Here is a 26,994-nt window from a genome sequence, read left to right on the forward strand (position 1 = left end):
TCAGCTCTGGACCTGGTCGACGAAGTGAGTGCCTTCGACTTCCAGTGCCGCGACGTCCGCGTCGACCATGATCTGCGCGAGACGCGGCGTGAGCACCTTGGGCTCCCAGCCGAGCAGATCCTTCGCGCGGCCGTAGTCTCCGATGAGCGCGTCGACCTCGGTCGGGCGCAGGTAGCGCTCGTCGAACCGGACGTACTTCTCCCAGTCGAGGCCGACCCGCTCGAACGAGAACGCGAGGAAGTCGCGAACCGTGTACGCCGTGTTCGTGGCGAGGACGTAGTCCGTGGGCTCGTCGTGCTGCAGCATCCGCCACATGCCCTCCACGTACTCGGGCGCGTAGCCCCAGTCGCGCACGGCGTCGAGGTTGCCGAGGAAGAGCGTGTCCTGCAGTCCCGCCTTGATGCGCGCCGCGGCGCGCGTGATCTTGCGGGTGACGAACGTGCCGCCGCGACGCGGCGACTCGTGGTTGAAGAGGATGCCGTTCACGGCGAAGAGCCCGTAGGCCTCGCGGTAGTTGCGGGTGATCCAGTACGAGTACACCTTCGCGACGCCGTAGGGGGAGCGCGGGTAGAACGGCGTCTGCTCGCTCTGCGGCGGCGGGGACGCGCCGAACATCTCGGAGCTGGACGCCTGGTAGAAGCGGCAGTCGATGTGCGCGGCACGCACGGCGTCGAGCAGGCGGATGGTGCCGAGGCCGGTGATGTCGCCGGTGTACTCGGGCTCGTCGAAGCTCACGCGCACGTGCGACTGCGCAGCGAGGTTGTAGACCTCGTGCGGCTGGATCTCGTTGAGCAGCGTGACGAGGCGCGAGCCGTCGGACAGGTCGCCGAAGTGCAGGAACAGGCGATGGTTCGGGTCCTGCGCGGTCTGATAGACGTGATCGATCCGCTGCGTGTTGAACGACGAGGAGCGGCGAATGAGCCCATGAACCTCATATCCCTTGGAGAGGAGGAGCTCCGCAAGGTAGCTGCCGTCCTGGCCTGTGATACCGGTGACGAGGGCGCGCTTGGTTGCCGATTCTTGTGTCATGCGAGGCGATCCGATCGCTGTCAGTGTGTGTCACGGCCCGAACAGGCCCAAAGAAGTCTACCCGTTGGCCGCTCGTGCCCCACGCGGGGTCACGGCGCGGAAGCCTCGCTCACAGGAACCCCCGGGTAGAATCCAGGGGACCAGCAGGGCGATTGCCTATGCGCGATCGTCGCGTCGGTGTCAGCCGGCGCATCCCCGAAAGGACGCCGATGAGGCTTTTTGTCCAGGTGCCGTGTCTGAATGAAGAGCAGACCCTGCCGATGGTTCTCGAGGGCATCCCCCGTGAGATCCCTGGAGTCGACGAGATCCACATCCTGATCATCGACGACGGATCCTCCGACCGCACGCTCGAGGTCGCCCGCGAGCTCGGCGTCGAGCACTTCGTGTTCCACACCCGCAACATGGGCCTGGCGCGCTCGTTCCGCGACGGCGTCGACTACGCGCTCCAGCACGGCGCCGACATCGTCGTGAACACCGACGGCGACAACCAGTACCCGCAGGACCGCATCGGCGACCTGGTCGCGCCCATCCTGCGCGGCGACGCCGACATCGTCATCGGCGACCGCCAGACGCAGACCATCGCCCACTTCTCGCCCTTCAAGAAGCTGATGCAGCGCTTCGGAAGCTCGGTGGTCAACTTCGCCGCCGAGACGGACCTGCCGGATGCCGCGAGCGGATTCCGGGCATACTCCCGCGCGGCGCTCATCCGCCTGAACGTCGTCACGCAGTTCAGCTACTGCATGGAGACGATCATCCAGGCGGGCAACAAGCGCCCGCGCATCGCCAGCGTGCCGATCGAGACGAACGCGAAGACGCGCGAGTCCCGACTGTTCAAGAACATCTTCCAGCACATGGGCCGCTCCGGTCAGGCGATCATGCGCAGCTACATCATGTTCAAGCCGCACACGGTCTTCCTGACCCTCGCCGTCCTGTTCTTCCTGGGCGCGGCGATCCCGTTCGGCCGGTTCCTCGTGCTGACGTGGATGGGAGCGGCCGGAGACCACATCCAGTCGCTCGTCTTCGGAAGCGCGATGCTCGTCGGCTCGCTGCTGTGCATCGCCCTGCTGGTGATCTCCGACATGCTGCACACCAACCGCACCCTGCTCGAGGACTCGCTGGAGCGGATCAAGGTCCTGCAGTACGCGCCCGAGCGGATCATCGAGCCGCACGCGGGGGCGACGACCCCTGCTGAGATCGCGATCACGAAGATCGACGGTCCGCGCCTCCCGGGCATCACCCTGCTCGACGAAGCGTCCGAGCCGGTGGCCGAACTCGATGTGAGCGTGTGATCTGAGGTGACTTCTTCTCCCACCCCGCGGTCGCGGGGACTGACGGCAGTGATGCGCGTGCTCCGCTCGCGGACGGTGCGCTGGGGCTTCGTCGTCGTCGCCGTCGGCTTCCTGTGCTGGGCGCTGTGGATCCAGCGGGATGCCGTCGCCGAGGCGCTGGCTCTCGCGGGGTGGTCGACGGTCGTCGTGGCCCTGCTGGTGAGCATGGTCTTCCTTGCTCTCACGTTCGTCGCCTGGCGCGTGATCCTCCACGATCTGGGGGCGCGCATCACGTGGGGCGGGGCCACCGTCGTCTACGGCGTCGGCCAGCTCGGCAAGTACGTCCCCGGCGGGGTGTGGAACATCGTCGCCGGTGCGGAGCTCGGAACGAACCACCGCGTTCCGCGTCGCGCGACCGTCGTCTCACTCGCCGTCGCGAGCGTGCTCACGCTCGTCACGGGTTTCGCGGTCGGCACGCTCTCCTTCCTCTTCGCGCCCCGCCTCGCCCAGGACTGGTGGTGGGTCGCGCTCGTGCTGTCGCCCATCGTCCTGTGCCTCTTCCCGCCGGTGATGAACCGCTTGATCGCGCTGGGCATGCGGATCCTGCGCCGCGAGGGGCTGCCCTCGGCGATGTCGTATCGCGGCCTCGGCGGCGCGACGGGCGTGACGCTGGCCGCGTGGGTGGCCTCGGGCGTGCAGCTGTGGATCATCGCCGTCGGGATGGGCATGGATGCCGAGTGGTCCACCCTGCTCGTGTGCATCGGCGCATCCGCGCTCGGGTGGGCCGTCGGGTATGTCGCGGTGTTCGCGCCCGCGGGCGTGGGCGTGCGCGAGGTCATCGTTCTCGTCGCGCTCGGCGGCCTGCTGCCGGAGGGATCTGTGCTCGCGGCCGTGGTGCTGAGTCGCGTGCTGACGATCCTCGCCGACGTCGCCTTCGCCGGCATCGGGTTCTGGGTGGCGGGCTCTGCACGTCGTCGGCAGCGTTCCGAGGAGGGTGCCCGATGAGTGCATCGGAGAACCGGCCCACGGTGTGCGTCGTCGGTCCCGTCAGCCCGTACCGGGGCGGCATCGCCCAGTACACCGAGTCGCTGGCGGATCGGCTGGGCGCGCTCGCCGACGTGCAGGTGGTCTCGTTCCGCAAGCAGTATCCCAAGGCGCTGTACCCGGGCGAGTCGGATGTCGACGCAGCCAAGGCTCCCATCGACGGCGTCTGGTACGACTTGGACGCGACGGACCCGCGGACGTGGCGACGCACGGCGGACCGCATCGCGGCGACCGAACCCGATCTCGTGCTCTTCAACTGGTGGACGCTCTACTGGCAGCCGTGGACCGCGTACATGGCCAAGCGCCTGCGCCGGCGCGGCATCCGTGTCGTGTTCCTGTGTCACAACATCGGAGACCACGGCGCGGGCGCGCTGCGCAAGCGGATCGGGAGCACGCTGCTGGCCAGCGCCGACGGCTTCGTCGTGCACTCCGAGGCGACCGCACGGGAGCTGTCCGCGCGGCTCCCGGGGCACGCGGTGCTGCGGCGTCCGATCCCGAGCTACGACAATCTCCCGGCCGCCCGCGGCGAGCTCGCCCCGCGCGGCCGGCTGGACCTGCTGTTCTTCGGCTTCATCCGGCCGTACAAGGGCCTCGACGTGCTCCTGGACGCGATGAAGATCGTCGACGACCCGGATGTCGCGCTGAGCGTCGTCGGAGAGTCATGGGAGGACGGGACTGCGATCCGTTCGCGGGCCGAGGCGCTCGGCGCCGAGGTCGTGATGCAGTACGTCGGCGACGATGAGGCAGCCGAGTACTTCGAGCGCGCCGACGCTGTCGTGCTGCCGTACCTCTCCGCATCCGGAAGCGCGGTCGTCGCTGCGGCCTACCACTACGGCAAGCCCGTGATCGCGAGCAGGGTGGGCGGCCTCGTCGATGTCGTCGACGAGACCACCGGGCTCCTCGTCGAGCCCGGGGACGCCGCGTCGCTCGCCGCCGCGATCTCGGCGTTCTCGCGTGCCGAGGCGAAGTCCCTCGCGGTCGGTGCGCGTACCTTCGCACTCGAGAACACGTGGGATCGGATGGCGCAGGCGATCCTCGACACGTTCCTGCCGGCCACGTCTTAGGAGGACGTCATGGATCTTCTCATCGTCGGTTCGGGCTTCTTCGGTCTCACGATCGCGGAGCGCGCTGCGGCGTCGGGTCGCAAGGTCACCGTCATCGATCGCCGCCCGCACATCGGCGGAAACGCGTACAGCGAGAACGAGCCGACGACGGGGATCGAGGTGCATCGCTACGGCGCGCATCTCTTCCACACGTCGAATCCGGGTGTGTGGGAGTACGTGAACCGCTTCACGTCGTTCACGAACTACGTGCACCGCGTCTACACGAACCACAAGGGCGTCGTGTTCCCGCTGCCGATCAACCTGGGAACGATCAACCAGTTCTTCCAGTCCGCGCACTCGCCCGACGAGGCGAGGCAGCTCGTGCACGAACTCGCCGGCGAGTTCGATGCGAAGGATGCGGCGAACCTCGAAGAGAAGGGGATCGCGCTCATCGGCCGCCCCCTCTACGAGGCGTTCATCCGCGACTACACCGCCAAGCAGTGGCAGACCGACCCGAAGGAACTGCCGGCCGAGGTCATCAGCCGCCTCCCGGTCCGCTACACCTACGACAACCGGTACTTCAACGACACGTGGGAGGGGCTCCCCACCGACGGGTACACCGCCTGGCTCGAGCGGATGGCCGATCACCCGAACATCGACGTGAAGCTCGACACCGACTTCTTCGACGTCTCGCAGCCTCTCAACAAGTCGGCGACCGTCGGCCGGCTTCCGATCGTGTACACCGGACCCGTCGACCGGTACTTCGACTTCGCTGAGGGTGCGCTGTCATGGCGGACGATCGACCTCGAGCAGGAGGTGCTCGAGGTCGGCGACTTCCAGGGCACGTCGGTCATGAACTATGCCGACGCGGATGTCCCGTACACGCGGATCCACGAGTTCCGGCATTTCCATCCCGAACGCGCCGACCGGTACCCGACGGACCGGACCGTCATCATGCGCGAGTTCTCGCGCTTCGCGTCACGAGACGACGAGCCGTACTACCCGGTGAACACCCCGGAGGACCGCGCCGGCCTCGTCGCGTACCGCGAGCTCGCCAAGGGCGAGCGGGACGTGCTCTTCGGCGGTCGCCTGGGCACCTACCAGTACCTCGACATGCACATGGCCATCGGGGCTGCGCTGTCCATGTGGAACAACCAGCTCGCCTGACGCCGCCGCGCCGGCGAAGCCCCGATCACGACGCGGGAGCCTGGATCAGCCGAATCCATTGTAGGCGTTCCAGCCGGTCCCGATGTTCGAGATGCTCGCCCAGCCGCCGCGTCCGTTCCCGCGGTAGAGGACGACCGTCCCGTCCGTGCGCCGCGCCATCACGTCCGGCTTGCCCGACGCGTCGAAGTCGCCCGGGCTGAAGATCGCGGTCATCGCGTTCCAGCCGCTGCCGATGACGGCAGCCTTGCCCCAGCCGCCGGTCCCCGTGGTCGTGTTGACGAACAGCCGTCCGTCCGACGTCCGGGTGAGGATGTCGCCGCGGGTGTCGCCGTTGAAGTCGCCGGCATAGAACGCCGCTGTCACCTTGGACCAGCCTGCGCCGATGCGGACCCCCGTCGCGGCGAACTTCCCCGTCCCTGTTCCGGCATGGAGCAGGATGGTGCCCGCTGGAGTGACTCCGATGATGTCGGTGCGACGATCGCCGTTGAAGTCGAGACCGCCGATGAGATGGCGATAGCCGGGCCAGAGCGTCCCGATCGCCGCGGGCGCCGCGTACGTGCCGCTCCCGGTGCCGCGCAGGAGCTCGACCGAACCGGTGCTCCGGACCCGGGCGACGTCGTTGATGCCGTCGCCGGTGAAGTCGCCGAGCGAGACGAGCTTGTCGTCGGCGAGCCAGCCCGAGCCGACGACGGAAGAGCCGCGCCATCCTCCGGCGCCGTTCCCGCGCTGGAGGATCACCTGTCCCTGGGCGTCGCGCACGACGACATCGGCGAGAAGGTCGCCGTCGGAGTCTCCCGCGCCGGCGGGCGCGGCGGTCTTGGTCATTCCGAAGACCTGCACCCAGTACGTCTGGTAGCACGTTCCGGTCGCGAAGCCGATGCCCACGCCCGTGTAGCGCGAGTTCAGGATGTTCGCACGGTGGCCGGATGAACCCATCCACCCGCTCATGACGGCGTTCGGCGTGGCATACCCGGCGGCGATGTTCTCGCCGGTCGCTGACCACCCCGCCGTGCTTACGCGTCCCGCGCGCCACGTGGAGGTACTGTGTGTGAACGTGCAGGTGGCGGCGAGGTGGCGCGCCCACGCGAGAGCGGCACGATCGAGTGCAGGGTCGGAGATGAGCGGCTTCAAACCAGCGTTCGCCCGATGTGCGTTCGTCAAACTGAACACGGTCGCGGACGTACCGGTGGCGGCTTGGGCTGGGGCGGCCGTGACCACTGTGGCGGCTGTGACGATGGAAAGGGTCAGCAAGACAGCGGTGATGCGTGCGCGCATGGCGCTCCTTCGTACGCTGGGTCGTACATCGGCGGGCCTGGGGATGCCCGAGGCGCCGGGGCAAGCGCCTACGGTCAACGTAGCGGAAAACAACGTCCGCCAATATCCTCCTTTCGGGGGACGCGCACGGCGAGCACACAGACGCCGCGCCCCTAGAATCGCATGGTGACCACCGCAGCAGTCGGCGCGCCCGGATCGCCGAGGCGGTACCTCCACTCGTTGTGGCTGCTCTCCGCGCGCGATCTCAAGGTGCGCTACGCCACGAGCGCGCTGGGGTACCTGTGGTCTGTTCTCGACCCGCTCGTGATGAGCGCGATCTACTGGTTCGTCTTCACCCAGATCTTCCAGAGGACGGTCGGCAACGAGCCGTACATCGTGTTCCTCATCACGGCGCTGCTGCCCTGGGTGTGGTTCAATGCCACGGTCTCCGATTTCACCCGCGCCTTCAACAAGGACGCGCGGCTCGTGCGCTCGACGGCCATCCCGCGCTCCATCTGGGTGAACCGCATCGTGCTCTCGAAGGGGATCGAGTTCCTCTGCTCGCTCCCCGTGCTCGCCCTGTTCGTGGTCATCGCCGCCTTCGGCGACCACCCGGTGCAGCTGAACTGGGGACTCCTGCTCTTCCCGGTGGCCGTCCTGCTCCAGACGGTGCTTCTGGTCGGGCTCGGTCTGCTCGTGGCGCCCCTGTGTGTCATCTGGACCGACCTCGAGCGCACCACCAAGCTGATTCTCCGGGCGCTGTTCTACGCGTCTCCGGTGATCTACGGGGTCTCCGATCTGCCCGGTGCCTTCGAGACGCTCGCGGCGTTCAACCCGCTGTCCGGGATCTTCGCGCTCTACCGGGTGGGCTTCTTCGCCGACGAGTGGGATCCGTGGGTCATCAGCGTGGGGGCGGTGATGTGCTTCGGCTTCCTCGCACTCGGCATCCTCGTCTTCCGCCGGCTCGAACGACCCCTGCTGAAGGAGCTGTGATGACGGCATCCGGCCACGCCATCGAAGTGCGCGATCTCGGCGTGCGGTTCCGCCGCAACCGGCGCGGTCGCCGCAGCATCAAGGACCTGTTCGCCGACGCGTCCCGCCGCAGCAAGCCGGGCGAGTTCTGGCCGCTGCGTGACGTCACGTTCGATGTTCGACCCGGCGAGTCGATCGGGGTCGTCGGCCGTAACGGACAGGGGAAGAGCACGCTGCTCAAGCTCGTCGCGGGCGTGCTCATTCAGGACGAGGGCACCGTCGAGGTCAACGGCGGCGTGGCGCCCCTCATCGAGATCACCGGTGGTTTCGTCGGCGACCTGACGGTCCGCGAGAACGTGCGCCTGACGGCGGGACTTCACGGGATGCCGAAGGCCGAGGTCGCCCGCCGGTTCGACGGGATCATCGACTTCGCCGAACTCGGCGACTTCACCGAGACGCCGTACAAGCACCTGTCCAACGGCATGAAGGTCCGGCTCGCGTTCGCCGTGGTCTCCCAGCTCGAGGAGCCGATCCTCCTCGTCGACGAGGTGCTCGCCGTCGGCGACAAGGCGTTCCGGGAGAAGTGCTACAAGCGCATCGACGAGCTGCTCGCCGACGGGCGCACGCTGTTCTTCGTCAGCCACAGCGAGCGTGATCTTCGCCGCTTCTGCACACGCGGCCTCTACCTCGACAAGGGCCGGCTGCAGATGGATGCCCCCATCGGCGAGGTGCTCGACAGGTACAACGCGGACTACGCGACGTGAATCCTGCAGACTCCGTCACAACTGCCGGGCCGATGGGCTCGGCAGGGACGGAGGGCACGCGGTCGTCCGTCGATCCGACCCCGCCCGCGCCGCCACCTCGTGCGCGTCTGCCGGAGATCGACGGGCTCCGTGCGATCGCGCTGACGCTGGTCGTCGTCTACCACCTGTTCGGACAGGGCCGTGTGTCCGGCGGAGTGGACGTGTTCCTCTTCGTCTCGGGCGTCGTGCTCGCGCTCTCTCTGGAGTCGGCCATCGCGCGCGGTGAGACGGCAGCGGTGTGGCGGCGCTGGGCGCGAACGTTCGGGCGGCTCGCTCCGCCGGCCGCGCTCGTGCTGCTGGCCGTCGTCGCGATGTCCTTCACGATCCTGCCTCCCTGGCAGCGCGACCAGACGATGCGCGAGGTCGTGTCTTCCGCCGTGTACCTCGAGAACTGGCAGCTGATCGCATCGCAGCTCTCCTATGGGGCTGCCGGCCCGGAGACGAGTCCCGTCCAGCACTTCTGGTCGCTCTCGATCCAGGGCCAGCTGATCATCGTCGTCCCGCTCGCCGTCGCGCTGATCTTCGCGGCGCGGCGGTGGCTGCGGAAGCCGCCCGCGGTGGTCCGGCTGCTCGTCGCGGGCGCGGTGCTCGGCTCCTTCGCCTACGCCGCGGTTCGCCACGCCACAGATCCCGCGGTGGCGTACTTCGACACGTTCGCGCGCTTCTGGGAGCTCGGGCTCGGGCTCATGATCGGCTGGGCGCTCGCGATGGGGCTGCGACTGCCTCGACGTGCCTCGGCGCTCCTCGGCTGGACGGGGCTCGCGGCGGTGCTGCTGAGCGGTGTCATCATCGACGGCGCGCAGGCCTATCCCGGACCTCTGGCACTGGTGCCGGTCGGAGGAGCGGCGCTCGTCGTCCTCAGCATCCGCGCGGACGGTCGGGGGCCGGAGGTCGTCCTGCGCTCCCGCGCGTTCGGCGCCTTCAGCAAGACGTCGTACTCGCTCTATCTCTGGCACTGGCCGGTCCTGATCGCCTTCCTCGCGATCTCCCAGCGGGTCGACGGCGTGCTGGGGTGGCGGGGTGCGGCGCTCGTCCTCGTCATCTCCGTCGGTCTGGCCGTCGCCACCTGGGGTCTGCTGGAGCGCCCGCTCGCGAACCGGCTCCGCACAGCCCGGCCCCTCGCATCCGGAGGCGTCGCGCTGCTCGCGGTGGGCATCGTCATCGTCGTCGCGACGGCAGGGCTGCTCGCGCCGCGCGCCGCCGAGCCCGACTCCGCGGCCGAGGCGCCCGCACCGGTCGCCGCGGAGGCCACATGCCTCGGCGCCGCGGCACTGGATCCGCTGCGCCCGGAGTGTCACGATGCGGCTGATCCGGACGCGGCGCTGCTTCCGGCCTACGACCGACTGACCGAGGACGACGACAACAGACCGGAGTGCTGGGGCTCGCTTCCCGAGCATCCGTACGCGGTCTGCACACTGGGACCGGCGGAAGGCTACTCCCGTCATCTGCTCGCCGTGGGGGACTCGCACAACAACGTCTTCGTGGGCGTGTACGAGCAGATCGCGCTCGACAACGGCTGGCGCATCGACGTCGCGGGGCGGCCGGGCTGCCATTGGACGGATGCGACGCGCGTGCAGAACAACCTCGGGGCCACCGAAGGATGCGCCGACTGGAACTCCTTCATCGAGGACTACATCGCGGAGCAGGATCTCGACGGGGTCATCGTCACGAACTCGAGCCGCGCGGAGTACGTCGTTCCCGAGGGCGAGTCGCCCGACGACGTCCGGGCGGAGGGGTTCGCGCGAGCCTGGGACACTCGTCCCGACCCGGCGATCGAGATCTTCGCCATCCGCGACAATCCGATCTTTCCGATCGGGGCGCTGCCCTGCGTGATCGACCCCGTCCGGGTCGAGGCCGGTGCGTGCGGACTTCCGCGCGAGGAGGCGCTGATCGACGATGGGCTCGCGGATGCCGTCGAGCTCGATCCGAACGCGCGCCTGATCGATCTGACCGACTACATGTGCGATCCCACCTGGTGCTCACTCGTGGTCGGCGGCGTGATCGTCTCGCGGGACGGCTCGCATCTGACCGCGACCTTCGCGCAGACCCTTCGGCCCTACCTCGAGCGCGAGCTCCAGCAGTCGCTCGCTCCGTGACGACGCCCCCGCGGCGTCAGGGGCGGCCCATGCCGGCGTACGTCCAGCCGGCGGCGCGCCACGCTTCGGCGTCAAGACAGTTGCGGCCGTCGACGACGAGGCGACCCGTCGCCAGGCCCGCGGCATGCGCCGGGTCGAGCTGCCGGCGGTACTCGTCCCACTCGGTGACGACGACGACGGCATCCGCTCCGCGCAGCGCTTCGTCCCGGTCGGCCGTGTACGTCAGCTGGGGGTGCACCCGACGCGCGTTCTCAACGGCCTCGGGATCGGTCACGATGACCTGCGCGCCCAGGCCGTGCAGGCGCACGGCGACATCGAGCGCGGGCGAGTCGCGGATGTCGTCGCTGTGTGGCTTGAAGGCCGCACCGAGCACGGCGATGCGCTTGTTGAAGACGGCGCCGCCCAGACCCTCGACCACCAGCTCGACGGCGCGATGGCGTCGTCGGAGGTTGATCGCGTCGACCTCGCGCAGGAAGCCCACGGACTCGCCGCGGCCGAGTTCCTCCGCGCGTGCCGAGAAGGCGCGGATGTCCTTGGGCAGGCATCCGCCGCCGAAGCCGATCCCCGCACCGAGGAAGCGTCGACCGATGCGCGCGTCGTGACCGATGGCGTCGGCGAGCTGGGTGACGTCGGCCCCCGTGACCTCGGCGATCTCGGCCATCGCGTTGATGAACGAGATCTTGGTCGCGAGGAAGGCGTTGGCCGCGACCTTGACCAGCTCGGCCGTCGCCCGGTCGGTCACCAGGAAGGGTGTGCCCTTGGCGACGGCGGGGTGGTACACCTCACGCAGCACCTGAGCCGCCCGGTCGCCGTCTGCTCCCGGTACGACGCCGACGACGAGCCGGTCGGGATCGATCGTGTCCTGCACGGCCCAGCCCTCGCGGAGGAACTCCGGGTTCCAGACGAGCGTGGCACCCTTCGCCTCGATGCCCGGCGCGAGGTCTGCGGCGGTGCCGACGGGGACCGTCGACTTGCCGGCGACGATGTCGCCGCGGCTGAGGAAGGGGACCAGGCTCTCGACGGCCGCGTTCACGTACGTGAGGTCTGCGGCGTAGCCGTCCTTCTGCTGGGGCGTGCCGACTCCGATGAAGTGCACCTTCGCACCCTCCGCGTCGGCCATGTCGGTGCTGAAGCGCAGGCGCCCGGATTCGATGCCGGCGGTGAGGATGTCCTGGAGTCCGGGCTCGAAGAACGGCGCGATGCCCCGCGAGAGGGAGTCGACCTTGCGGGCATCCACATCGATGCCGACGACATCGTGACCGATGGATGCCATCGCCGCGGCGTGCACCGCGCCGAGGTAGCCGCATCCGATGACTGACAGGCGCAAGATGATCTCCAGGTGACGAGGGGTCAGAGACTGACGGTCGAGAGGGGCGGCATGGGCTGCCAGGACGCGTCCCGGGCGATCTTGCGACCGTCCTGGATGCCGCGGAAGAGGTTGCTGGTGCCCCGGACCTTGCGCTCGACGAACACGAGGCGGATGAGCTCCTTCGCGAACGTGAGAACCGAGCCGAGCCAGAACCTGACCGGCCGGTACGCGCCGTTCGTCTTGAAGTAGTGCTTCATGTGCCCGCGGTTGCGCATGATGTAGTACCGGTACGCGTCGCTGGAGGCGTTGAGGTGCCGGATGCCCATGTCCCACTGGCGGATCTCGCGGGTGCGCCGCAGCACGAACTCGTCGACGATGACGGCGGTGGTCAGCCTCGAGGCCAGCCAGCCGTAGACCGAGTCGTCCCAGTAGATGAAGAACCGCGGATCCGGCAGGCCGATCTGCTCCACGACGTCACGGTGGATGAACATGCCCTCGAAGCATCCGCTGTTCATCTCGCGGTACCCCGAGTCGTCGAAGCCCGCCGGCGCGAACGGGATGGGGATGCCGAAGGGGATCGACAGGCGGTACTGCCAGTAGAACTCGCTGCCGTCGTAGTCGTAGCGGCGGCCCTGGATGCTCTTGAAGCGGGGAGCCCACTTGCCCATCTTCGCGAGGCCGTCGGGAAGGACCTCGACGTCGTCGTCCATGAGCCAGATCCACTCGGAGCCGAGTTCGTAGGCGACGCGCATGCCCTCGCTGAAGCCGCCCGATCCGCCGGTGTTGGTCTCCATCCGGCGGTACACGAGCTCGGTGCCCAGCCGCGCGCGGAACGATTCGACGATGTCGGCGGTATCGTCCGTGGACGCGTTGTCAACGATGACGACATGGCCGGGCTTGGGGTTCATCTCGATGATGCTCGAGAGCAGCCGGGAGAGAAGGCCGGAGCGGTTGTAGGTGACGATCGCGATCGTCGCGGAGGACGCGACGAAGGGCGACGCAGTCGCTGGACGAGGGCTATCGGCTGCGGAAGGCATGGCCCTGGAATCTTACCTTGCCCAGCTCAGGCTGGTTCCCGGATGTCCGCGCCGCCGTCGTGCGGGAGTCCGCCTGCGGCGCCGGGGGCGTCGATCCGCTCCCGCCACGAGCGGGACTGGCCCGCGCGCACCGCGCACAGCACGAGCATCATCCACCCGATCCCGACGAGCGTGAAGCTCTCGAACATCGAGTCGATCAGCAGCGCGACGAGGATCAGCGGCGTCCACGCGTAGATCACCGACCGGCGCTCGCTCGCGGCGAGCCAGGCCCGCACCAGCGCGATCGCCGCGAGGGCGATGAAGAAGCACAGCCCGACCCAGCCGAGCTGGAGCAGCACGTCGAAGTAGGCGTTGAGTCCGGTGGCGTGCGACGAATCGAGGATGTAGTTGATGATGCCGAAGGGATACTCGCGCGGACTCCATGCGCCGAACCAGCCCCAGCCCAGGACGGGCTCGAACCGCACGTAGTCGACCATCACGTTCCACAGGTTCACCCGCATGGAGAAGTCGGTGCCGGCGCCGAGCCACGCGATGATCGGATGCCGCGCGAAGTAGCCGGCGAGCACTCCGACGACCACCAGCGCGCCCAGGCCGAGCTGGAGGGCGCCGCGATGCTCAGGGCGCGTGTGACGGACCAGCGCGAGGGCGGCGACGGCGAGCCCGACTCCGACGGCGAGCACGAGCACGGTCGGTGAGTCGCTGAGCGCGGCGAGTCCGCCCGCGAGGACGACCGACGCGTAGGAGACGCCCGGGCGCACCGACTGCGTGCGGTACTCGATGAGGAACGTGATGAGTGCCATCACGGCGATGAACCCGAGCATGTTGCGCGTGCCGAAGATGCCCTGAATCGGTCCGAGTTCGGCGATCTTGCCCTGGATGCCGAGGAACCGGATCGGGACGTCGAGGAGGATGCCCGAGAGGACTTCGACGGCGAGTGACACGGCGAGCAGCGCGCGCAGCACATCGCCGAGCGCCCTCACGGTCTGCAGGGTGTCGCGGACGTGGCCGATCACCACCGCGAGGAAGGCGAGTGCGGCCGTCGTCACCCAGCTCCAGAACGAGGTCGCGGAGTCCGAGCTCCAGAAGACGCTCGCGAGCGCCCATCCGAGGAACAGCAGAACCGTCGTCGGCACCAGGCGCAGCAGGGAGATCTCCTGGCGGCGCGCGATGAGGATGCCGGCACCGAGCACGCACAGCCCCACGATGATCGAGACGTAGGTCACCCGCCCGGCCAGGCGCTCGATCGCGAACGAGGCGAACACCGCGCCCAGGACCGTCACGGTGTACGCGCGCGCGAGGTCGGCCGACCCCAGAAGGGTGGCGAACCACCCGTGCGGGGGAGTCTGGCCGGGAGACGTCACGGCGCCTGCTTCGTCGGCTCGCCCTGCTCGATGGCGAGACTCTGCTCGGCCGGGCCCACTCCCACGTGCGGGGACTGCTTGATCTTGGCGCCGAGCATGACCACGAACATCCAGCCCCACAGCAGGAGGGGCGTGGATTCGGCCAGTCCCTGCACGAGGACGATCGCGCCGATCAGGGTGGGGAGGAGGGTGATGGGGGAGTAGGGGCGGTCGTCGCGGAGGTCCCACCGGGGGCGGTCGACGGCGAAGAACCACGACCTCCACACGAACGCGAGGTACACGAGCGCGGTGACGACGACGCCGACGATGCCGAGCTGCATGCGGATGTCGACCCACATGTTGTGCGCCTGCAGCACGGTCTGGCCGTGGTCCTCGATCCAGCCGTCGAACGCGGGGTCCCACGGGGCCCAGGGGGTCGCGTAGCCCCAGCCGAACCAGGGCCGTTCCGCCGCACGGGCCAGGACCTGTTCCCAGATGTCCTCGCGGCCGGTGAGGTCGGCGGTGCGGCCCAGTGCGGTGAAGATGGTGTCGCGCAGGAGATACAGCGCGGCGAGTCCGCCCAGGCCGATGACGGCGTACGCGACGTAGTACTTGGTGCGCTGATGAGGCCGCCGGGCCCGGCGCATCAGGAGGACGGTCGCGAGGACGATCGCCACGCCGGCGGCGGCGACGTACGCGGTGGCCGACGAGGCGCGGTAGAAGAGGTACGCCGACAGGGCGATCCACGCCCACAGCAGTCCGCGCCGGGGCGCGCGCAGGGCGATCCGGATGCCGAACACGATGATCGCCAGCAGCGCGACCGGCGCGAGCAGGTTCGCGTTGCCCATGATCCCCTGCAGCCGGCCCCCGTCGAACAGGTTGTTGCGGGACCAGTACTCGATCGGATCGTCGGCGGGTGCGACCTCGAATCCGGGGAGGATCGGCGCCTGCACGAACACCGACACCCACAGTTCGAACAGGATCGACAGCGCGATCACCCATTTCAGAGCGGATGCCGCCGCCCGCACCAGTTCGCGCCAGGTCAGCACGCTGCCGACGAACAGCGCCTGCGTCGTGGTGATCCACAGCAGCAGCAGCGTCAGGGCCGTCGTCTGCGGCCACGCCGACCACAGCAGCGACAGCGTCGCCAACGCGACGAACGCGACGACGAACCACGGCAGACGCCGCCACGCCACCGGCGGGCGGATCAGGATCCAGAGGATCACCGACAGGATGCCGCCGGCGATCGTGATCACCGCCGCCGTCAGCTCGCCGAACGCGTGCACCCATGCCGTGCCCGACAGCGCCATGAACATCACGAAGATGCACCAGCCGCGCAGCATCAGATGGCCCGTCTTCTCACGGACCGGGGGCGCGGGCGGCGCCGCCGCCGGATGCTTCGAATGGACGGCCATCGCTCACAGATTACTCCCGCGAACCTGCGGATCCGGTGCGGCCCCGGGGGTGCAGCGACGCTGTCGTACGCTGGAGGCATGCTCGTGCCGCTCACGAACGAACCCCGCGACTACGAGTGGGGGTCGGCCACCCTCATCGCGGGTCTGGCGGGACGGGTGCCCACCGGTCGTCCCGAGGCCGAAGTGTGGTTCGGAGACCACCCCGGCGACCCGTCGGTGACGCCCGACGGTCGCACGCTCGATGTGTGGCTCGCCGAGGAGGGCCGGGCGACCGGTGCGCCGGAGCACCTGCCGTACCTCCTGAAGCTGCTGGCGGCGGCATCCGCTCTCTCGATCCAGGCCCACCCGTCGCAGCCCCAGGCTCAGGCGGGCTTCGCGCGGGAAGAGGCCGCAGGGATTCCCCGTGACGCCGACGATCGCATCTATCGCGACGAGAACCACAAGCCCGAGCTGATCGTCGCCGTGAGCGATGAGTTCCGCGCGCTGGCCGGTCTGCGCGACCTCGAGACGAGCCGTCGCCTCGTGGCGGCGCTGGGTTCTGGCGCGCGTCCGCTCGCAGAGCGCCTGCTCGTGCCGGACGTCTCGCTCCGCGACGTGCTCGGCTGGGCGCTCTCGTCCGAGGCGCGAGACGACGTGCGCGACGTGATCGCGGCGGCGGTGGTGGCGACGTCCGACGAGTTCGACGACGAGCTCTCAGTGGTCCGGACGCTGCAGCAGCGGTTCCCCGACGACCCCGGCATCGTGGTCGCGCTGCTGATGAACCTCGTGACCCTCCGCCGCGGCGAGGGGATGTTCGTGCCGGCGGGGGTCCTGCACGCCTACCTCGAGGGGCTCGGTGTCGAGCTCATGGCCGCGAGCGACAACGTGCTGCGCGGCGGGCTCACGCCGAAGCACGTCGCCGTGGAGGAGCTGCTCGTGGTGCTCGACGCCGCCCCAGGTGCCGCATCCGTCATCCAGCCGAGGGTGCTCGCGCCGCACGTCGGGCGATTCGACGTGCCCGTGAGCGACTTCGTGCTGGATAGGGTGACGCTGAGCGACGCGGACGGCGAACTCGTGCGACCCGTGCGCGGCGCCTCGATCGTGCTCGGCACGGTCGGAGCGGTGACCGTCTCCGGGTCCGCGAGTCGCGCGGTGGAGACGGTCGTCCCGGGGGGCGCCGTGCTCGTGACACCGGACGAGAACGAGATCATCCTGCGCGGTGACGGCGAGGTCTTCATGGCCGCAGCGGGGGAGAGTGCTCGCTCGTCCGCGTAGATGAAGGACTTCTCATCGGACCGTTATCACACGGCGACGCGCCGACGGCGAGTCGCGAAGGTTCAAGAGCGAGTTGAGCCTTTACTATCTGCGACTTGACCTCAGCGAACTACACCGGTGTAATTACTCCAACACGCAACACCGCGTGGAGGGGCATCCCCGGGGGGAGTACGAGATGACGGCATCGCAATACCGTTCCGGCGTTCCCGACAACTGGTTCGTCGATCCGGTCCAGCTCGGGGTTCCCGGCGTCCGCCGACCCGTCGAGGGCGAAGACGACAATCCGCTCTCCTGGCAGACCGACGCGCTCTGCTCGCAGACCGATCCCGAGGCCTTCTTCCCTGAGAAGGGTGGATCGACGCGCGACGCGAAGCGGGTCTGCGGCACGTGCGACGTCCGCGGCGAGTGCCTCGAGTACGCGCTGCAGAACGATGAGCGCTTCGGCATCTGGGGCGGTCTCAGCGAGCGCGAGCGCCGCAAGCTCAAGCGCCGCGCAGGCTGAGCAGAACGCACCCGGCGATCTTCGCCAATCGATCCGAGACGCGCGGCGCGTGCGACCGGAGCTCGTTCGGATGCCGCCTAGGCTGACCACGTCATGCCCGCCCGAGTACACGCCATCCTCGTCGTGCGACCAGACGGCCGCACGCCCGCTGCGTACCATCTGCGCCGCACGCTGGCGGCGCTGACGGAGCAGAGCAGGCCGGTCGACGTCCTCACGATCGTGCTGTGCGGCGGCGACGAGGCCCTCGCAGAGGTCGCGCGGTCGTCACGGGCCGAGTCCGTCGTGGAGACACCGGCATCGACGGGATTCGCCGCCGCCATCGCGCTCGTCGCGCCGCGGCTCGACGGAGACGCCGTGTGGCTCCTCGCGCAGGACACGGCCCCGGAACGCGAGGCGCTCGCGCGTCTCGCGGGTGCGCTCGAGCTGTCGCCGTCCGCCGCATTCGCCGCGCCGAAGCTCGTGCGGTGGGACGACCGGTCGGAGATCGTCTCGCTCGGCGTGGGGATGACCCGCTTCGGGCGAACGATCGGCCTCGCCGACGGCGAGCTGGACCAGGGCCAGCACGACGGCCGCACCGATGTGCTCGGCGCCGATGTCCGCGGTCTGCTCGTCCGCTCGGACGCCTGGCGCGAGCTGGGCGGACTCGACGCCGCCCTGCACGGCGCCGACGAAGGGCTCGACCTCGGCGTGCGAGCGCGCCTCGCCGGCGCCCGCGTGGCGCTGGCGCCCACCGCCATCGTGGCGACGGCAGGCGACGGGGTGGCGGGTCAGCCGTCCGCGCTCACCGCGCAGCGCCGTCGTCGTCGGGCGTACTCGTCGCGGGTCGCCCAGCTGCACCGGAGGCTCGCCTACGCACCCGGGCCGGCGGTGCCGCTCCACTGGCTCGCGATCCTGCCCCTCGCGCTGTGGCGGACCGTCGTCGATCTGGTGCGCAAGGAACCGGGGAGCATCCTTCCGGAGTGGGGCGCCGCCGTCGTCGCGATGTTCCGTCCCGTCGCGGTGGCCCGGAGCAGGAAACGGCTCGCGCAGACCAAGCGCACCCCCTGGGCGCAACTCGCGCCGTTGCGCACGACGAGCTCCGAACTGCGCGAGCAGTTCGGCCACGAACCCGCGGAAACCGTCATCGGCTCACCACGACGGTCCGAGCTCCGGTTCTTCTCCGGCGGTGCGGCATGGCTGGTGCTGGGCGCCCTGGTCGTGTCGCTCGCCGCCTTCCCGGCACTTCTCGCGTGGACCACCCTGGGCGGCGGCGCGCTTCAGCCGCTGCGCACCACGATCGGCCAGCTCTGGGCGGATGCCGCGTACGGCCAGCGGGCTCTCGGGCTCGACACGATCGGCCCCGCCGACCCTCTCGCGGGGATCATCGCGATCCTCGGCTCGCTGTCGCCGGTGACGCCCTCCCGAGCCGTCGTGGTGCTGTGGATCCTGGCCTTGCCGCTGGCCGCTCTCGGGGGATGGTTCGCCGCCACGCGCGTGACGGACAGATCCGCGCTCCGGGTCACGGTGGGCGTGCTGTGGGCGCTCGCTCCCATGTTCCTCGTGGCGCTCACCCAAGGTCGTCCGACCGCCGTGCTCGCCCACCTGCTGCTGCCGTGGCTCTTCCTCGCCGGGTCGGTGGCGCATCGGTCCTGGGCGGGGGCGGGGGCGGCTTCGCTCCTTCTCGCGGCCGTGCTCGCGGTCTCGCCGTCCCTCGCCCCCGCGCTCGTCGTGGCGTGGGCCGGATCGATCGTCCTCGCCGTGGTGCTGCGCGGGGGAAGGGGCGTCGCGCGGCTGATCTGGGTGCTGATCCCCGCCCTCACGCTCTTCGCTCCCCTGGTGTGGAGCGCGTCGCGCCGGGGTGAGCTGTGGGGTCTGCTCTCGGATCCGGGCGTGCCGTGGGCAGGACCGCAGGTCGCTCCGGATGCCGCGGGCCGCGCCCTTCTCGCCGCAGGCATCCCGACCCCCGATCTCGCCGGGTGGACCACGATGCTGCCGGACGGCCCCACGTGGTGGGTGCCGCTGCTCGTCGCTCCGATCGCGCTCCTGGCACTGATCTCCCCGCTCACCCAGCGCTGGGCCGCCGGCATCACCCTTCTGGTCGTGACCGCCCTGGGAATGGCGACCGCCTTCGCCGCCGTCGGGATCGCGGTCTCGTTCGACCAGTCCACGCCGATCGCGATCTGGCCGGGAAGCGGTCTGAGCCTCGCATGGCTCGGCGCGATCGGCGCGGCAGCCGTCGCGCTCGATGCCGGACTCGCCCCGCGCCTGCGGCTCGCCCGAGGGCTGGCTGCCACGGTCGCGCTCCTCGGCATCGCCGTCCTCGCGGTCCCCTCCCTCACGGCGATGGCGCGCAGCACCGCGCTGCTCACCAGCGGCCCGGAGTCGACCCTCCCCGCCTACGTCGCGGCCGAGGGGAACGACGATCCCGACGTCGGCACGATCGTGCTCACGCCGCAGAACGCGGGGGGAGTCGCGGCGCAGGTCGTGTGGGGCGGCAGCGAGACGATCGGCGCCCAGACCACACTCCTGTCGACCCGTACCGAACCCGACGAGCAGGCCGCCGACCTCGCGGAGCTCGCGGCCGACCTCGTGACCTCGTCCGCCGACGACGTCGTGGCCGACCTGGCAGAGCGAGGAATCGCCTTCGTGCTGGTCGCCCCGGCGACGGCACCCGAGTCGGATGCCGCACGCACCATGCGGCTGTCGGCGACGACCTCCCTCGATCAGCGCGACACCCTCGATGCGGTCGGCGAGACGGCCAAGGGGTCGCTGTGGCGCGTGACGCCCGAGCTGGCGCAGCGGCCGGCGGTCGCGGCATCCGTTCACGCCACCGCAGGGCTCATCGCCGCCGCACAGGTCGCCGTCCTCGCGGCGGCGCTGCTGCTGGCCCTGCCCACGAGCGCATCGCGCCGCGAATCGCGGCAGACGCCGCGCGTCGTGGGCCCGCACTGGCAGGAGGGTCGATGAGCGACCGACGCGTCTTCCGCTGGGCGACGACGAGCACCAGGCTGCTGGCCGGCACCGTGGTGTCGGCGGCCGCGGTCGTGGCCGTGGTGACGGCCGTCACGCTGCCGTGGCCGACCGTGGCCCGTGAGCCCGCCGTCGTCGCGGCTCAGCCGGCACCCGCGGCGTCGGTCGTCGCGTGCGACGGTCCGCTGCTGACGGTCGGGAGGGACGTCGCTCAGGCGGGCGCCGTCTCGATCGCGGCGCCCCAGCAGGTGACCAGCGGTGTCGACGAGGGGGCCGCGCCGCCGGAGGAGACCGTGCTCGCCTTCGACGGACAGGACCTCGGCGAGGGGCCGCAGGTCCTCACCGCGCCGCCTCAGGACCGCCAGCGGGTCGACGTCGCCGCCGCGGGCGCGGCGATCGTCTCGGCGGACGATCTCGCCGGGTTCGCGGCATCCGCCTGCCGCCCGCCGCTGCTCGAATCATGGCTGGTCGGAGGGTCGGGTGAGACCGGAGCCGCCGACCTGGTGCTGCTGTCCAACCCGGGAGTCGTGCCGGCGACGGTGCAGCTCACGGTGTTCGGTGCGGCCGGCGCGCAGACGCCTCCCGGCGGAACCGACGTCGTGGTCGCCGCAGGGACGCAGCGCGTGATCCCGCTGGCGGGCCTGGTCCTCGGCGAGGCGAGCCCGGTCGTGCGGGTCTCCGCGGCCGGCGCCCCCGTGCACGCGTCGCTGCAGGCGAGCATCACACGCACCCTCACGCCCGGCGGCGTCGATCAGGTCAGCTCGATCCCGGAGCCGCTCGCCGAGCAGACGATCACGGGCGTCGCGGTGACCCGCGCGCCGGGAGCCGAAGGGGCCTCGGAGGTCGCGACGCTGCTGCGGATCCTGGCGCCGTCCGCCGACACCACGGCGTCGATCACCGTCACCCCGGTCGGGCGGGACGAGCCGGCCCGCGAACCGGAGGACGTCCCCCTGGTCGCCGGTGAACCCGTGCAGGTCGACCTCGGGGGCCTGCCCGTCGGGTCGTACACCGTCCACGTCGAGGCCGGTGAGCCGTTGGTGGCCGCGGTGTGGCAGGCCACGGGATTCGAGGAGGGCGACGATTTCGCGTGGTACACGCCGTCGCCCGTGGTGGCGGTGCCGAGCCTGTTCGCCGCACCGGGCGGTCCTCCGCCGGCGCTCACGCTCGTGAACCCCGACGCCGAGCCCGTCGACGTCACGCTCAGCTCGGAGGACGGCTCCTACCGCCTCGAGGTCACGGTGCCGGGCAACGGCAGCATGACGGCCCGGCTCTCGCCGCGCACGGTCTACCTGCTCGATCCGGGCGCCGGGCGGATCCGCGCGGGAGTGTCCCTCACCGGCGACGGTGCGCTGGCCGGCATGTCGGTGTGGTCGGCGGATGCCGCGGCCCCCGACATCATCGTGTACCCCTGATCGGCGCGGATGTCGCTGAGCGGCCTCCAGCGTCTGCTCGCCGCTGGCCCGTCGCGCCTCAGAAGAACCGGAACCGTTCGGGGCCGAGGTCCCACGGATCGCGGTCGAGGTACTCGGCCGCCGCGCGGAACACGCAGCTCTCGATCATCATTCGCCGGTGCAGGTCGTCGTCGCGGTGCAGGTGGCTGAGGCGCTCGATCGGCAGTCGGTAGACGATGATCCGCCGTTCGTCGCGGAGCGCCGTCCAGCGGGGGATGCCGTCCTCGTCGGTGGCCTGCGGCATATCGGCGATCTCGAAGCTGACGTCTCGCAGCTCCGGCCATGCCGACCGCAGGAACTCCGCCGCGGTGCCGACGGCGAGGTCGAAGCGGTCGATCCTCGTGTCGAGCGGCGGCAGCGGCGGGCGCACGACCGGGCTGCGGTCATCACGCCCATGGCGCCCGTGGCGCGAGCGTCGACGGGACGGTGATTCCGTGCTCCGGGTCCGCCGCCACGCCATGCGACCATCTTAGGCGCGCCCGCGCCCGCGCCCGCGCTGCCGATCGCCGCGTCGATTGCGCTCGCGCTGCCGTTTCCTGCTCGCGCTGCCGGATGCCGCGGCAGCGGTTGCAGGGAAGGGCCGCGCGAAGGCGGCCGAGCCGGTTCGCGCGCCGTGGGCGCGGCATCCGGTCCCCGCTCCGCCGGGGCGATAACGTCGGACCGATGCGCGAGAGACTCTGCTCCAAAGTGGCATGCGCCCGTGAGGCCGTGACGACGCTGACGTACGACTACGGCGATCAGATGGCCGCACTGGGACCCCTCGGCGGCGAGGGCGACCCGCACGCGCACGACCTGTGCGCGATCCACACCGACCGCCTGTCGGTGCCCAAGGGCTGGGTGGTCGTCCGCCACGAGACGCTGCGCGTCTAGCCCCCGGCATCCCGTGTCGACGGGGTGCGAGAATGGGCGGATGCCGACCGAATCCGCCGCCGCTGCCGCCGTCCGCTCGCTCGAATTCGAGGTCGCCGACCTGTCGCTGGCCGAGGCCGGGCGCCATCAGCTCCGCCTCGCCGAGAACGAGATGCCCGGGCTCATGGCCCTGCGCGAGGAGTTCGGCCCGCTGCAGCCGCTGCGCGGCGCGCGCATCGCCGGCTCGCTCCACATGACGGTGCAGACCGCCGTGCTCATCGAGACTCTCGTCGCGCTGGGCGCGCAGGTGCGCTGGGCGAGCTGCAACATCTTCTCCACGCAGGACGAGGCGGCGGCCGCCGTCGTCGTCGGGCCGGCCGGCAGCGTGGATGCGCCGGCGGGTGTGCCCGTCTTCGCGTGGAAGGGCGAGACCCTCGAGGAGTACTGGCGGCTCGCCGACCGCATCTTCGACTGGACTGCCGAGGGTGCGGACGGCCCGAACCTGATCCTCGACGATGGCGGAGACGCGACGCTCCTGGTTCACAAGGGCGTCGAGTACGAGCGCGCGGGCGCGGTTCCGGATGCCGCAGCATCCGATTCCGCGGAGTTCCGCATCGTGCTCGACACGCTCCGCGCGAGCCTCGCCCGCGACCCGCAGCGCTTCACCCGCATGGCCGAGGGGCTCGTCGGTGTGACCGAGGAGACGACGACGGGCGTCCACCGGCTCTACGAGCTCGCGGCATCCGGTCGCCTGCTCTTCCCCGCGATCAACGTGAACGACTCCGTCACGAAGTCGAAGTTCGACAACACCTACGGCATCCGTCACTCCCTCCCGGACGGACTCAACCGGGCCACCGACGTGCTGATCGGCGGGAAGGTCGCGTTCGTCGCCGGCTACGGCGACGTCGGCAAGGGGGCGGCCGAGGCGCTGCGCGGTCAAGGCGCCCGGGTGATCGTCGGCGAGGTCGACCCGATCTGCGCTCTGCAGGCCGCGATGGACGGGTTCCAGGTCGCGCGCCTCGAGACGGTGATCGACCAGGTCGACATCGTGGTGACAGGGACGGGCAACACGCGCGTCGTCACCCCCGAGCACCTGCTCGGCCTCAAGCACCTGGCCATCGTCGCCAACGTCGGCCACTTCGACGACGAGATCGACATGACGGGGCTCGCCGCGATCCCCGGCGCGGAGCGCGTGGAGATCAAGCCGCAGGTGCACGAGTGGCGGCTCCCGAACGGCCGGAGCGTGCTCGTGCTGAGCGAGGGGCGTCTCATGAATCTCGGCAACGCGACGGGGCATCCGTCCTTCGTGATGAGCGCCTCGTTCACCAACCAGGTGCTCGCACAGCTCGAGCTCTACACGAAGAGCGACGCCTACCCGATCGGCGTGTACACGCTGCCGAAGTCGCTCGACGAGAAGGTGGCGCGGCTGCACCTGGCCGCGCTCGGCGTCGAGCTGACCACCCTCACCGCGGAGCAGGCGGCCTACATCGGCGTCCCGGTGGACGGGCCGTACAAGCTGGACCACTACCGGTACTGAGCCGGCGGCGCACTACCGATCCGGGAAGCCTCGCGGCGCGGTCGGCGTCGCGGCCGTGAGCCGGTCGACGCGCGCGACCTCGAGCTGCAGCGCTCGCAACTCCCGCTGCCGCCGAACGGCCACCACGCCGATGATCAACGTCTCAGGATCGACCACGGGCACCGGTGAGACGTACTCGGCGGCTTCACGGGCGAGGGATGCCCCGGCCCGCGCACGTGCGCTCGGCTCCATGCTGCGCGCCGAGGAGGCGAACTGCGCCAGGCGGCGGGACAGCCGCTCGGGCAGGCGTCCGACGTCGGCCACCGATGCCCACTCGAGGAGCTGCGGAGGGACGCCGAAGTCGGCGGCGGGGAGTTTCGGCGTGCGGGTGCGTTCGGAGTAGGTCCCCGCCAGGAGGTCGCCGAGCCGCTGCGAGCGGGGGGTGAACGCGCCCACCAGCGCCGCGACGGCTCCGACCGTGAACCACAGTTCGAACACCCCCACGAGCGCCCGGATCAACGCGTGCCGGAACCCCGTGGCGCCGCCGTCCGACCGCACGATCCGCCCGCCCACGGCGAGCTTGCCGAGACTCCGGCCCCGGCTCAGGGTCTCGACCACCGTGGGGATCAGCACCAGCACGAGCACCAGCACGGTGACGGTCGCGATCGTCAGGGTCGATTCGTCGAGCGCGCCGATGCTCAGCAGCCACGTCGTCAGCAGGACGAAGAGGAGGATCAGGATCACGCCGATCAGCATGTCGATCAGCACCCCCAGAGCCCGGAGGAAGTAGCCGACCGGCTGCACGTCGAGGGCGACCGCCTCGCCCGTCAGCACCTCGTCCTGGTGGATGTCGATGATCGAGGCGCGGCCGTCCGGCATGGGTACAGTGAAGCACATGGACCTCGACGCCCTCACCGCCGCGCGACGCGACGAGTGGGCGCGGCTGGACGAGCTCAGCCGCACGCGGCGGCTGGCCGGCGCCGAGGTCGACGAGCTGGTGGACCGCTACCGCGCGGCCTCGGCGGACCTCGCCGATGCCAAGACGTCGACCGGACGCAGCGTGCAGGGCGACCACATCTCGACGATGCTCGCGCGCGCGCGGCTCCGCCTGACCGGTGCACCCGAGAACGTGCTGCGCAAGATCCCGCGCTTCTTCGCCCTCCAGCTGCCCGCCGCCCTCTATCGGATCCGCTGGCTCACGCTGGCGATCGCGATCGGCTTCGTCCTGGTGGGCACGGTGGTGGCGCTCTGGGTGTCGGGCGACGACGCGCTGGTCGCGGCTCTCGGGAACCGCTGGCAGCTCGAGCAGTACGCCGAGAACGACTTCACCGACTACTACAGCGAGAACCACCCGGCCGCGTTCGCGGGCACGGTCTGGACCAACAACGCCTGGATCGCGGTGCAGTGCGTGCTCTTCGGCATCACCGGATTCTGGCCGATCATGGTGATGGTCCAGAACGCGGTGGGCGTCGGGACCGCCGCCGCGATCATGATCGAGTTCGGCCGCGCCGACGTCTTCCTCCTGTACATCGCGCCGCACGGGCTCCTCGAGCTCACCTGTCTCTTCGTGGCTGCCGCCGCCGGCCTCACGATCTTCTGGGCGTGGGTCGCGCCGGGACGCCGCACGCGCGGTGAGGCGCTCGCCGCCGCGGGCAGGTCGCTGGCGACGGTCGCGATCGGCCTCATCTTCGCGCTCGCGATCGCCGGTCTCATCGAGGGCTTCGTCACGGCGCAGCCGTGGCCGTGGCCGGTGAAGATCGGCATCGGCGCGGCGGCGCTGGCGCTGTTCCTCGTCTACATGATCGTCGTCGGAGGTCGCGCGTACCGCCGTGGCGAGACCGGCGACCTGACCGAGTACGAGACGGGCACTCCCACGCTCACCGCGGGATGACGCAGCCTCAGGCGCCGGAGGTGTCGTCCTTCGCGTGGCCGAACAGGGCGCGGAAGGCGTAGCCCGCGATCAGTGCGCCCACGATCGGGAACACGATGAAGACCCAGAGCTGCCCGATCGCGAGGGGACCGCCGTAGATCGCCGTGGCGATCGATCGGGCCGGGTTCACCGACGTGTTGTCGATCGGGATGGTCGCGAGGTGGATGAGCGTGAGGGTGAGCCCGATGACGAGGCCCGCGAACGCGGGGTTGCCGCGCGTGGGGTGGGTGACGCCCAGGATCACGAGCACGAAGACCGCCGTGAACAGCACCTCGACGACGATGGCGCCGCCGATGCCGAAGCCCGCCGGCGAGCGCGAGTCCCATCCGTTGCTGGCGAATCCGCCGTCCTGCGCGGTCGAGAGCCATCCGCTCGGCCCGAAGAGCCCGATCAGCACGATCACCGTCGTGGCGACCGCGCCGCCGATGATCTGGGCGATGATGTAGCCGATCGTGCGGTTCCACGGAAAGCGTCCGGCAGCAGCGAGGCCGACAGTCACGGCGGGGTTGAAGTGGCCGCCCGAGATCGGGCCGAACGCGTAGACGCCGGCGATGACGGTCAGACCGACCGCGAGGGCGACACCCAGGAACCCCACACCGCGGTTGGCCTGATCGGTCCCTTCGCCGTAGCCCGCGGCGAACAGAGCGGTTCCGATCACACCGAGGACGAGCACGAAGGTGCCGATCGCCTCGGCGACGAGTGCGGTACTCGCGGGCCGTGCGGTGGTCGACTCGCTCATGGCGACTCCTCCTCGGGCGCAGACGGG

The 26,994-nt window shown here is 70.2% G+C and carries 23 protein-coding genes; 14 read left to right on the top strand and 9 right to left on the bottom strand.

The window, feature by feature from the left end; all coding sequences use genetic code 11:
• Complete coding sequence (gene gmd / locus OL358_RS10330) at positions 1-1,029, bottom strand: GDP-mannose 4,6-dehydratase (RefSeq protein ID WP_264709884.1); 1,029 nt, start codon at positions 1,027-1,029, stop codon at positions 1-3.
• 209 nt (positions 1,030-1,238) lie between these two features.
• On the opposite strand from gmd, the gene OL358_RS10335 reads away from it, so the two are divergent.
• Genes OL358_RS10335 through glf form a run of 4 tightly spaced genes read left to right on the top strand, consistent with a single transcriptional unit; the run spans position 1,239 to position 5,551 of the window.
• Positions 1,239-2,318 (top strand): glycosyltransferase family 2 protein, encoded by a 1,080-nt coding sequence (locus tag OL358_RS10335; RefSeq protein ID WP_264709885.1) that lies wholly within the window; start codon positions 1,239-1,241, stop codon positions 2,316-2,318.
• A gap of 6 nt (positions 2,319-2,324) precedes the next feature.
• Positions 2,325-3,302 (top strand): lysylphosphatidylglycerol synthase domain-containing protein, encoded by a 978-nt coding sequence (locus OL358_RS10340; protein WP_264709886.1) that lies wholly within the window; start codon positions 2,325-2,327, stop codon positions 3,300-3,302.
• Entirely contained in the window at positions 3,299-4,405 is a 1,107-nt protein-coding gene (locus OL358_RS10345; RefSeq protein ID WP_264709887.1) for a glycosyltransferase, read from the top strand. The genes OL358_RS10340 and OL358_RS10345 overlap by 4 nt, the downstream gene beginning before the upstream one ends.
• Positions 4,406-4,414: 9 nt before the next feature.
• The gene (glf, locus tag OL358_RS10350) at positions 4,415-5,551 is read left to right on the top strand and encodes a UDP-galactopyranose mutase (RefSeq protein ID WP_264709888.1); all 1,137 of its coding nucleotides are present in this window, start codon (positions 4,415-4,417) and stop codon (positions 5,549-5,551) included.
• A gap of 45 nt (positions 5,552-5,596) precedes the next feature.
• Here the strand turns inward: glf and OL358_RS10355 are convergent, their stop codons facing one another.
• Positions 5,597-6,826, bottom strand: a complete 1,230-nt coding sequence (locus tag OL358_RS10355) for a CAP domain-containing protein (RefSeq protein WP_264709889.1) — start codon at positions 6,824-6,826, stop codon at positions 5,597-5,599.
• 165 nt (positions 6,827-6,991) lie between these two features.
• Here OL358_RS10355 and OL358_RS10360 point away from each other — a divergent pair, with 165 nt between their 5' ends.
• The 3 genes from OL358_RS10360 to OL358_RS10370 are packed head-to-tail and all read left to right on the top strand — an operon-like array spanning position 6,992 to position 10,676.
• Positions 6,992-7,798, top strand: coding sequence for an ABC transporter permease (locus tag OL358_RS10360; protein ID WP_264709890.1), 807 nt, complete (start codon positions 6,992-6,994; stop codon positions 7,796-7,798).
• Entirely contained in the window at positions 7,798-8,541 is a 744-nt protein-coding gene (locus OL358_RS10365; protein ID WP_264709891.1) for an ABC transporter ATP-binding protein, read from the top strand. The genes OL358_RS10360 and OL358_RS10365 overlap by 1 nt, the downstream gene beginning before the upstream one ends.
• Complete coding sequence (locus tag OL358_RS10370; RefSeq protein WP_264709892.1) at positions 8,538-10,676, top strand: acyltransferase family protein; 2,139 nt, start codon at positions 8,538-8,540, stop codon at positions 10,674-10,676. Before OL358_RS10365 ends, OL358_RS10370 begins: the two co-directional genes overlap by 4 nt.
• 16 nt (positions 10,677-10,692) lie before the next feature.
• On the opposite strand, the gene OL358_RS10375 is transcribed toward OL358_RS10370, so the two are convergent.
• Genes OL358_RS10375 through OL358_RS10390 form a run of 4 tightly spaced genes read right to left on the bottom strand, consistent with a single transcriptional unit; the run spans position 10,693 to position 15,777 of the window.
• The gene (locus tag OL358_RS10375; RefSeq protein WP_264709893.1) at positions 10,693-12,003 is read right to left on the bottom strand and encodes a UDP-glucose dehydrogenase family protein; all 1,311 of its coding nucleotides are present in this window, start codon (positions 12,001-12,003) and stop codon (positions 10,693-10,695) included.
• 23 nt (positions 12,004-12,026) lie between these two features.
• On the bottom strand, positions 12,027-13,022 hold the full coding sequence (locus tag OL358_RS10380; protein ID WP_264709894.1) for a glycosyltransferase: 996 nt from the start codon (positions 13,020-13,022) through the stop codon (positions 12,027-12,029).
• A gap of 26 nt (positions 13,023-13,048) precedes the next feature.
• A complete protein-coding gene (locus OL358_RS10385; RefSeq protein ID WP_264709895.1) occupies positions 13,049-14,383 on the bottom strand; it encodes an O-antigen ligase family protein in 1,335 nt (444 codons plus the stop codon).
• On the bottom strand, positions 14,380-15,777 hold the full coding sequence (locus OL358_RS10390; protein ID WP_264709896.1) for an O-antigen ligase family protein: 1,398 nt from the start codon (positions 15,775-15,777) through the stop codon (positions 14,380-14,382). Before OL358_RS10390 ends, OL358_RS10385 begins: the two co-directional genes overlap by 4 nt.
• A gap of 78 nt (positions 15,778-15,855) precedes the next feature.
• Between OL358_RS10390 and manA the strand changes: the two genes are divergently transcribed.
• The 4 genes from manA to OL358_RS10410 all read left to right on the top strand — a co-directional run bounded on the left by manA (position 15,856) and on the right by OL358_RS10410 (position 21,894).
• Entirely contained in the window at positions 15,856-17,031 is a 1,176-nt protein-coding gene (manA, locus tag OL358_RS10395) for a mannose-6-phosphate isomerase, class I (RefSeq protein ID WP_264709897.1), read from the top strand.
• 175 nt (positions 17,032-17,206) lie between these two features.
• A complete protein-coding gene (locus OL358_RS10400; RefSeq protein ID WP_264709898.1) occupies positions 17,207-17,533 on the top strand; it encodes a WhiB family transcriptional regulator in 327 nt (108 codons plus the stop codon).
• A 93-nt stretch (positions 17,534-17,626) separates the two neighbouring features.
• The gene (locus tag OL358_RS10405) at positions 17,627-20,479 is read left to right on the top strand and encodes a glycosyltransferase (protein ID WP_264709899.1); all 2,853 of its coding nucleotides are present in this window, start codon (positions 17,627-17,629) and stop codon (positions 20,477-20,479) included.
• Complete coding sequence (locus tag OL358_RS10410; RefSeq protein WP_264709900.1) at positions 20,476-21,894, top strand: DUF5719 family protein; 1,419 nt, start codon at positions 20,476-20,478, stop codon at positions 21,892-21,894. The genes OL358_RS10405 and OL358_RS10410 overlap by 4 nt, the downstream gene beginning before the upstream one ends.
• Before the next feature lie 58 nt (positions 21,895-21,952).
• On the opposite strand, the gene OL358_RS10415 is transcribed toward OL358_RS10410, so the two are convergent.
• Complete coding sequence (locus OL358_RS10415) at positions 21,953-22,393, bottom strand: metallopeptidase family protein (RefSeq protein WP_264709901.1); 441 nt, start codon at positions 22,391-22,393, stop codon at positions 21,953-21,955.
• A gap of 203 nt (positions 22,394-22,596) precedes the next feature.
• Here OL358_RS10415 and OL358_RS10420 point away from each other — a divergent pair, with 203 nt between their 5' ends.
• Positions 22,597-22,803, top strand: coding sequence for a DUF3499 domain-containing protein (locus tag OL358_RS10420; protein WP_264709902.1), 207 nt, complete (start codon positions 22,597-22,599; stop codon positions 22,801-22,803).
• Positions 22,804-22,843: 40 nt separating this feature from the next.
• Entirely contained in the window at positions 22,844-24,319 is a 1,476-nt protein-coding gene (ahcY, locus tag OL358_RS10425; RefSeq protein WP_264709903.1) for an adenosylhomocysteinase, read from the top strand.
• Positions 24,320-24,331: 12 nt separating this feature from the next.
• On the opposite strand, the gene OL358_RS10430 is transcribed toward ahcY, so the two are convergent.
• Positions 24,332-25,177, bottom strand: coding sequence for an RDD family protein (locus OL358_RS10430; protein ID WP_264709904.1), 846 nt, complete (start codon positions 25,175-25,177; stop codon positions 24,332-24,334).
• 16 nt (positions 25,178-25,193) lie between these two features.
• Here OL358_RS10430 and OL358_RS10435 point away from each other — a divergent pair, with 16 nt between their 5' ends.
• Positions 25,194-26,189, top strand: coding sequence for a stage II sporulation protein M (locus OL358_RS10435; RefSeq protein WP_264709905.1), 996 nt, complete (start codon positions 25,194-25,196; stop codon positions 26,187-26,189).
• Between the two features lie 7 nt (positions 26,190-26,196).
• On the opposite strand, the gene OL358_RS10440 is transcribed toward OL358_RS10435, so the two are convergent.
• Positions 26,197-26,967, bottom strand: a complete 771-nt coding sequence (locus tag OL358_RS10440) for an aquaporin (RefSeq protein WP_264709906.1) — start codon at positions 26,965-26,967, stop codon at positions 26,197-26,199.
• Positions 26,968-26,994: the final 27 nt, after the last annotated feature.

Source organism: Microbacterium sp. SSM24 (assembly GCF_025989145.1).
Taxonomy (GTDB): Bacteria; Actinomycetota; Actinomycetes; order Actinomycetales; family Microbacteriaceae; genus Microbacterium.

What these genes read in the sequence shown, in the direction of transcription:
- gmd (WP_264709884.1), bottom strand. Translation starts at nt 1,029, where the DNA reads ATGACACAAGAATCGGCAACCAAGCGCGCCCTCGTCACCGGTATCACA.
- OL358_RS10335 (WP_264709885.1), top strand. Translation starts at nt 1,239, where the DNA reads ATGAGGCTTTTTGTCCAGGTGCCGTGTCTGAATGAAGAGCAGACCCTG.
- OL358_RS10345 (WP_264709887.1), top strand. Translation starts at nt 3,299, where the DNA reads ATGAGTGCATCGGAGAACCGGCCCACGGTGTGCGTCGTCGGTCCCGTC.
- glf (WP_264709888.1), top strand. Translation starts at nt 4,415, where the DNA reads ATGGATCTTCTCATCGTCGGTTCGGGCTTCTTCGGTCTCACGATCGCG.
- OL358_RS10355 (WP_264709889.1), bottom strand. Translation starts at nt 6,826, where the DNA reads ATGCGCGCACGCATCACCGCTGTCTTGCTGACCCTTTCCATCGTCACA.
- OL358_RS10365 (WP_264709891.1), top strand. Translation starts at nt 7,798, where the DNA reads ATGACGGCATCCGGCCACGCCATCGAAGTGCGCGATCTCGGCGTGCGG.
- OL358_RS10380 (WP_264709894.1), bottom strand. Translation starts at nt 13,022, where the DNA reads ATGCCTTCCGCAGCCGATAGCCCTCGTCCAGCGACTGCGTCGCCCTTC.
- OL358_RS10390 (WP_264709896.1), bottom strand. Translation starts at nt 15,777, where the DNA reads ATGGCCGTCCATTCGAAGCATCCGGCGGCGGCGCCGCCCGCGCCCCCG.
- manA (WP_264709897.1), top strand. Translation starts at nt 15,856, where the DNA reads ATGCTCGTGCCGCTCACGAACGAACCCCGCGACTACGAGTGGGGGTCG.
- OL358_RS10400 (WP_264709898.1), top strand. Translation starts at nt 17,207, where the DNA reads ATGACGGCATCGCAATACCGTTCCGGCGTTCCCGACAACTGGTTCGTC.
- OL358_RS10405 (WP_264709899.1), top strand. Translation starts at nt 17,627, where the DNA reads ATGCCCGCCCGAGTACACGCCATCCTCGTCGTGCGACCAGACGGCCGC.
- OL358_RS10410 (WP_264709900.1), top strand. Translation starts at nt 20,476, where the DNA reads ATGAGCGACCGACGCGTCTTCCGCTGGGCGACGACGAGCACCAGGCTG.
- OL358_RS10415 (WP_264709901.1), bottom strand. Translation starts at nt 22,393, where the DNA reads ATGGCGTGGCGGCGGACCCGGAGCACGGAATCACCGTCCCGTCGACGC.
- OL358_RS10420 (WP_264709902.1), top strand. Translation starts at nt 22,597, where the DNA reads ATGCGCGAGAGACTCTGCTCCAAAGTGGCATGCGCCCGTGAGGCCGTG.
- ahcY (WP_264709903.1), top strand. Translation starts at nt 22,844, where the DNA reads ATGCCGACCGAATCCGCCGCCGCTGCCGCCGTCCGCTCGCTCGAATTC.
- OL358_RS10430 (WP_264709904.1), bottom strand. Translation starts at nt 25,177, where the DNA reads ATGCCGGACGGCCGCGCCTCGATCATCGACATCCACCAGGACGAGGTG.
- OL358_RS10435 (WP_264709905.1), top strand. Translation starts at nt 25,194, where the DNA reads ATGGACCTCGACGCCCTCACCGCCGCGCGACGCGACGAGTGGGCGCGG.
- OL358_RS10440 (WP_264709906.1), bottom strand. Translation starts at nt 26,967, where the DNA reads ATGAGCGAGTCGACCACCGCACGGCCCGCGAGTACCGCACTCGTCGCC.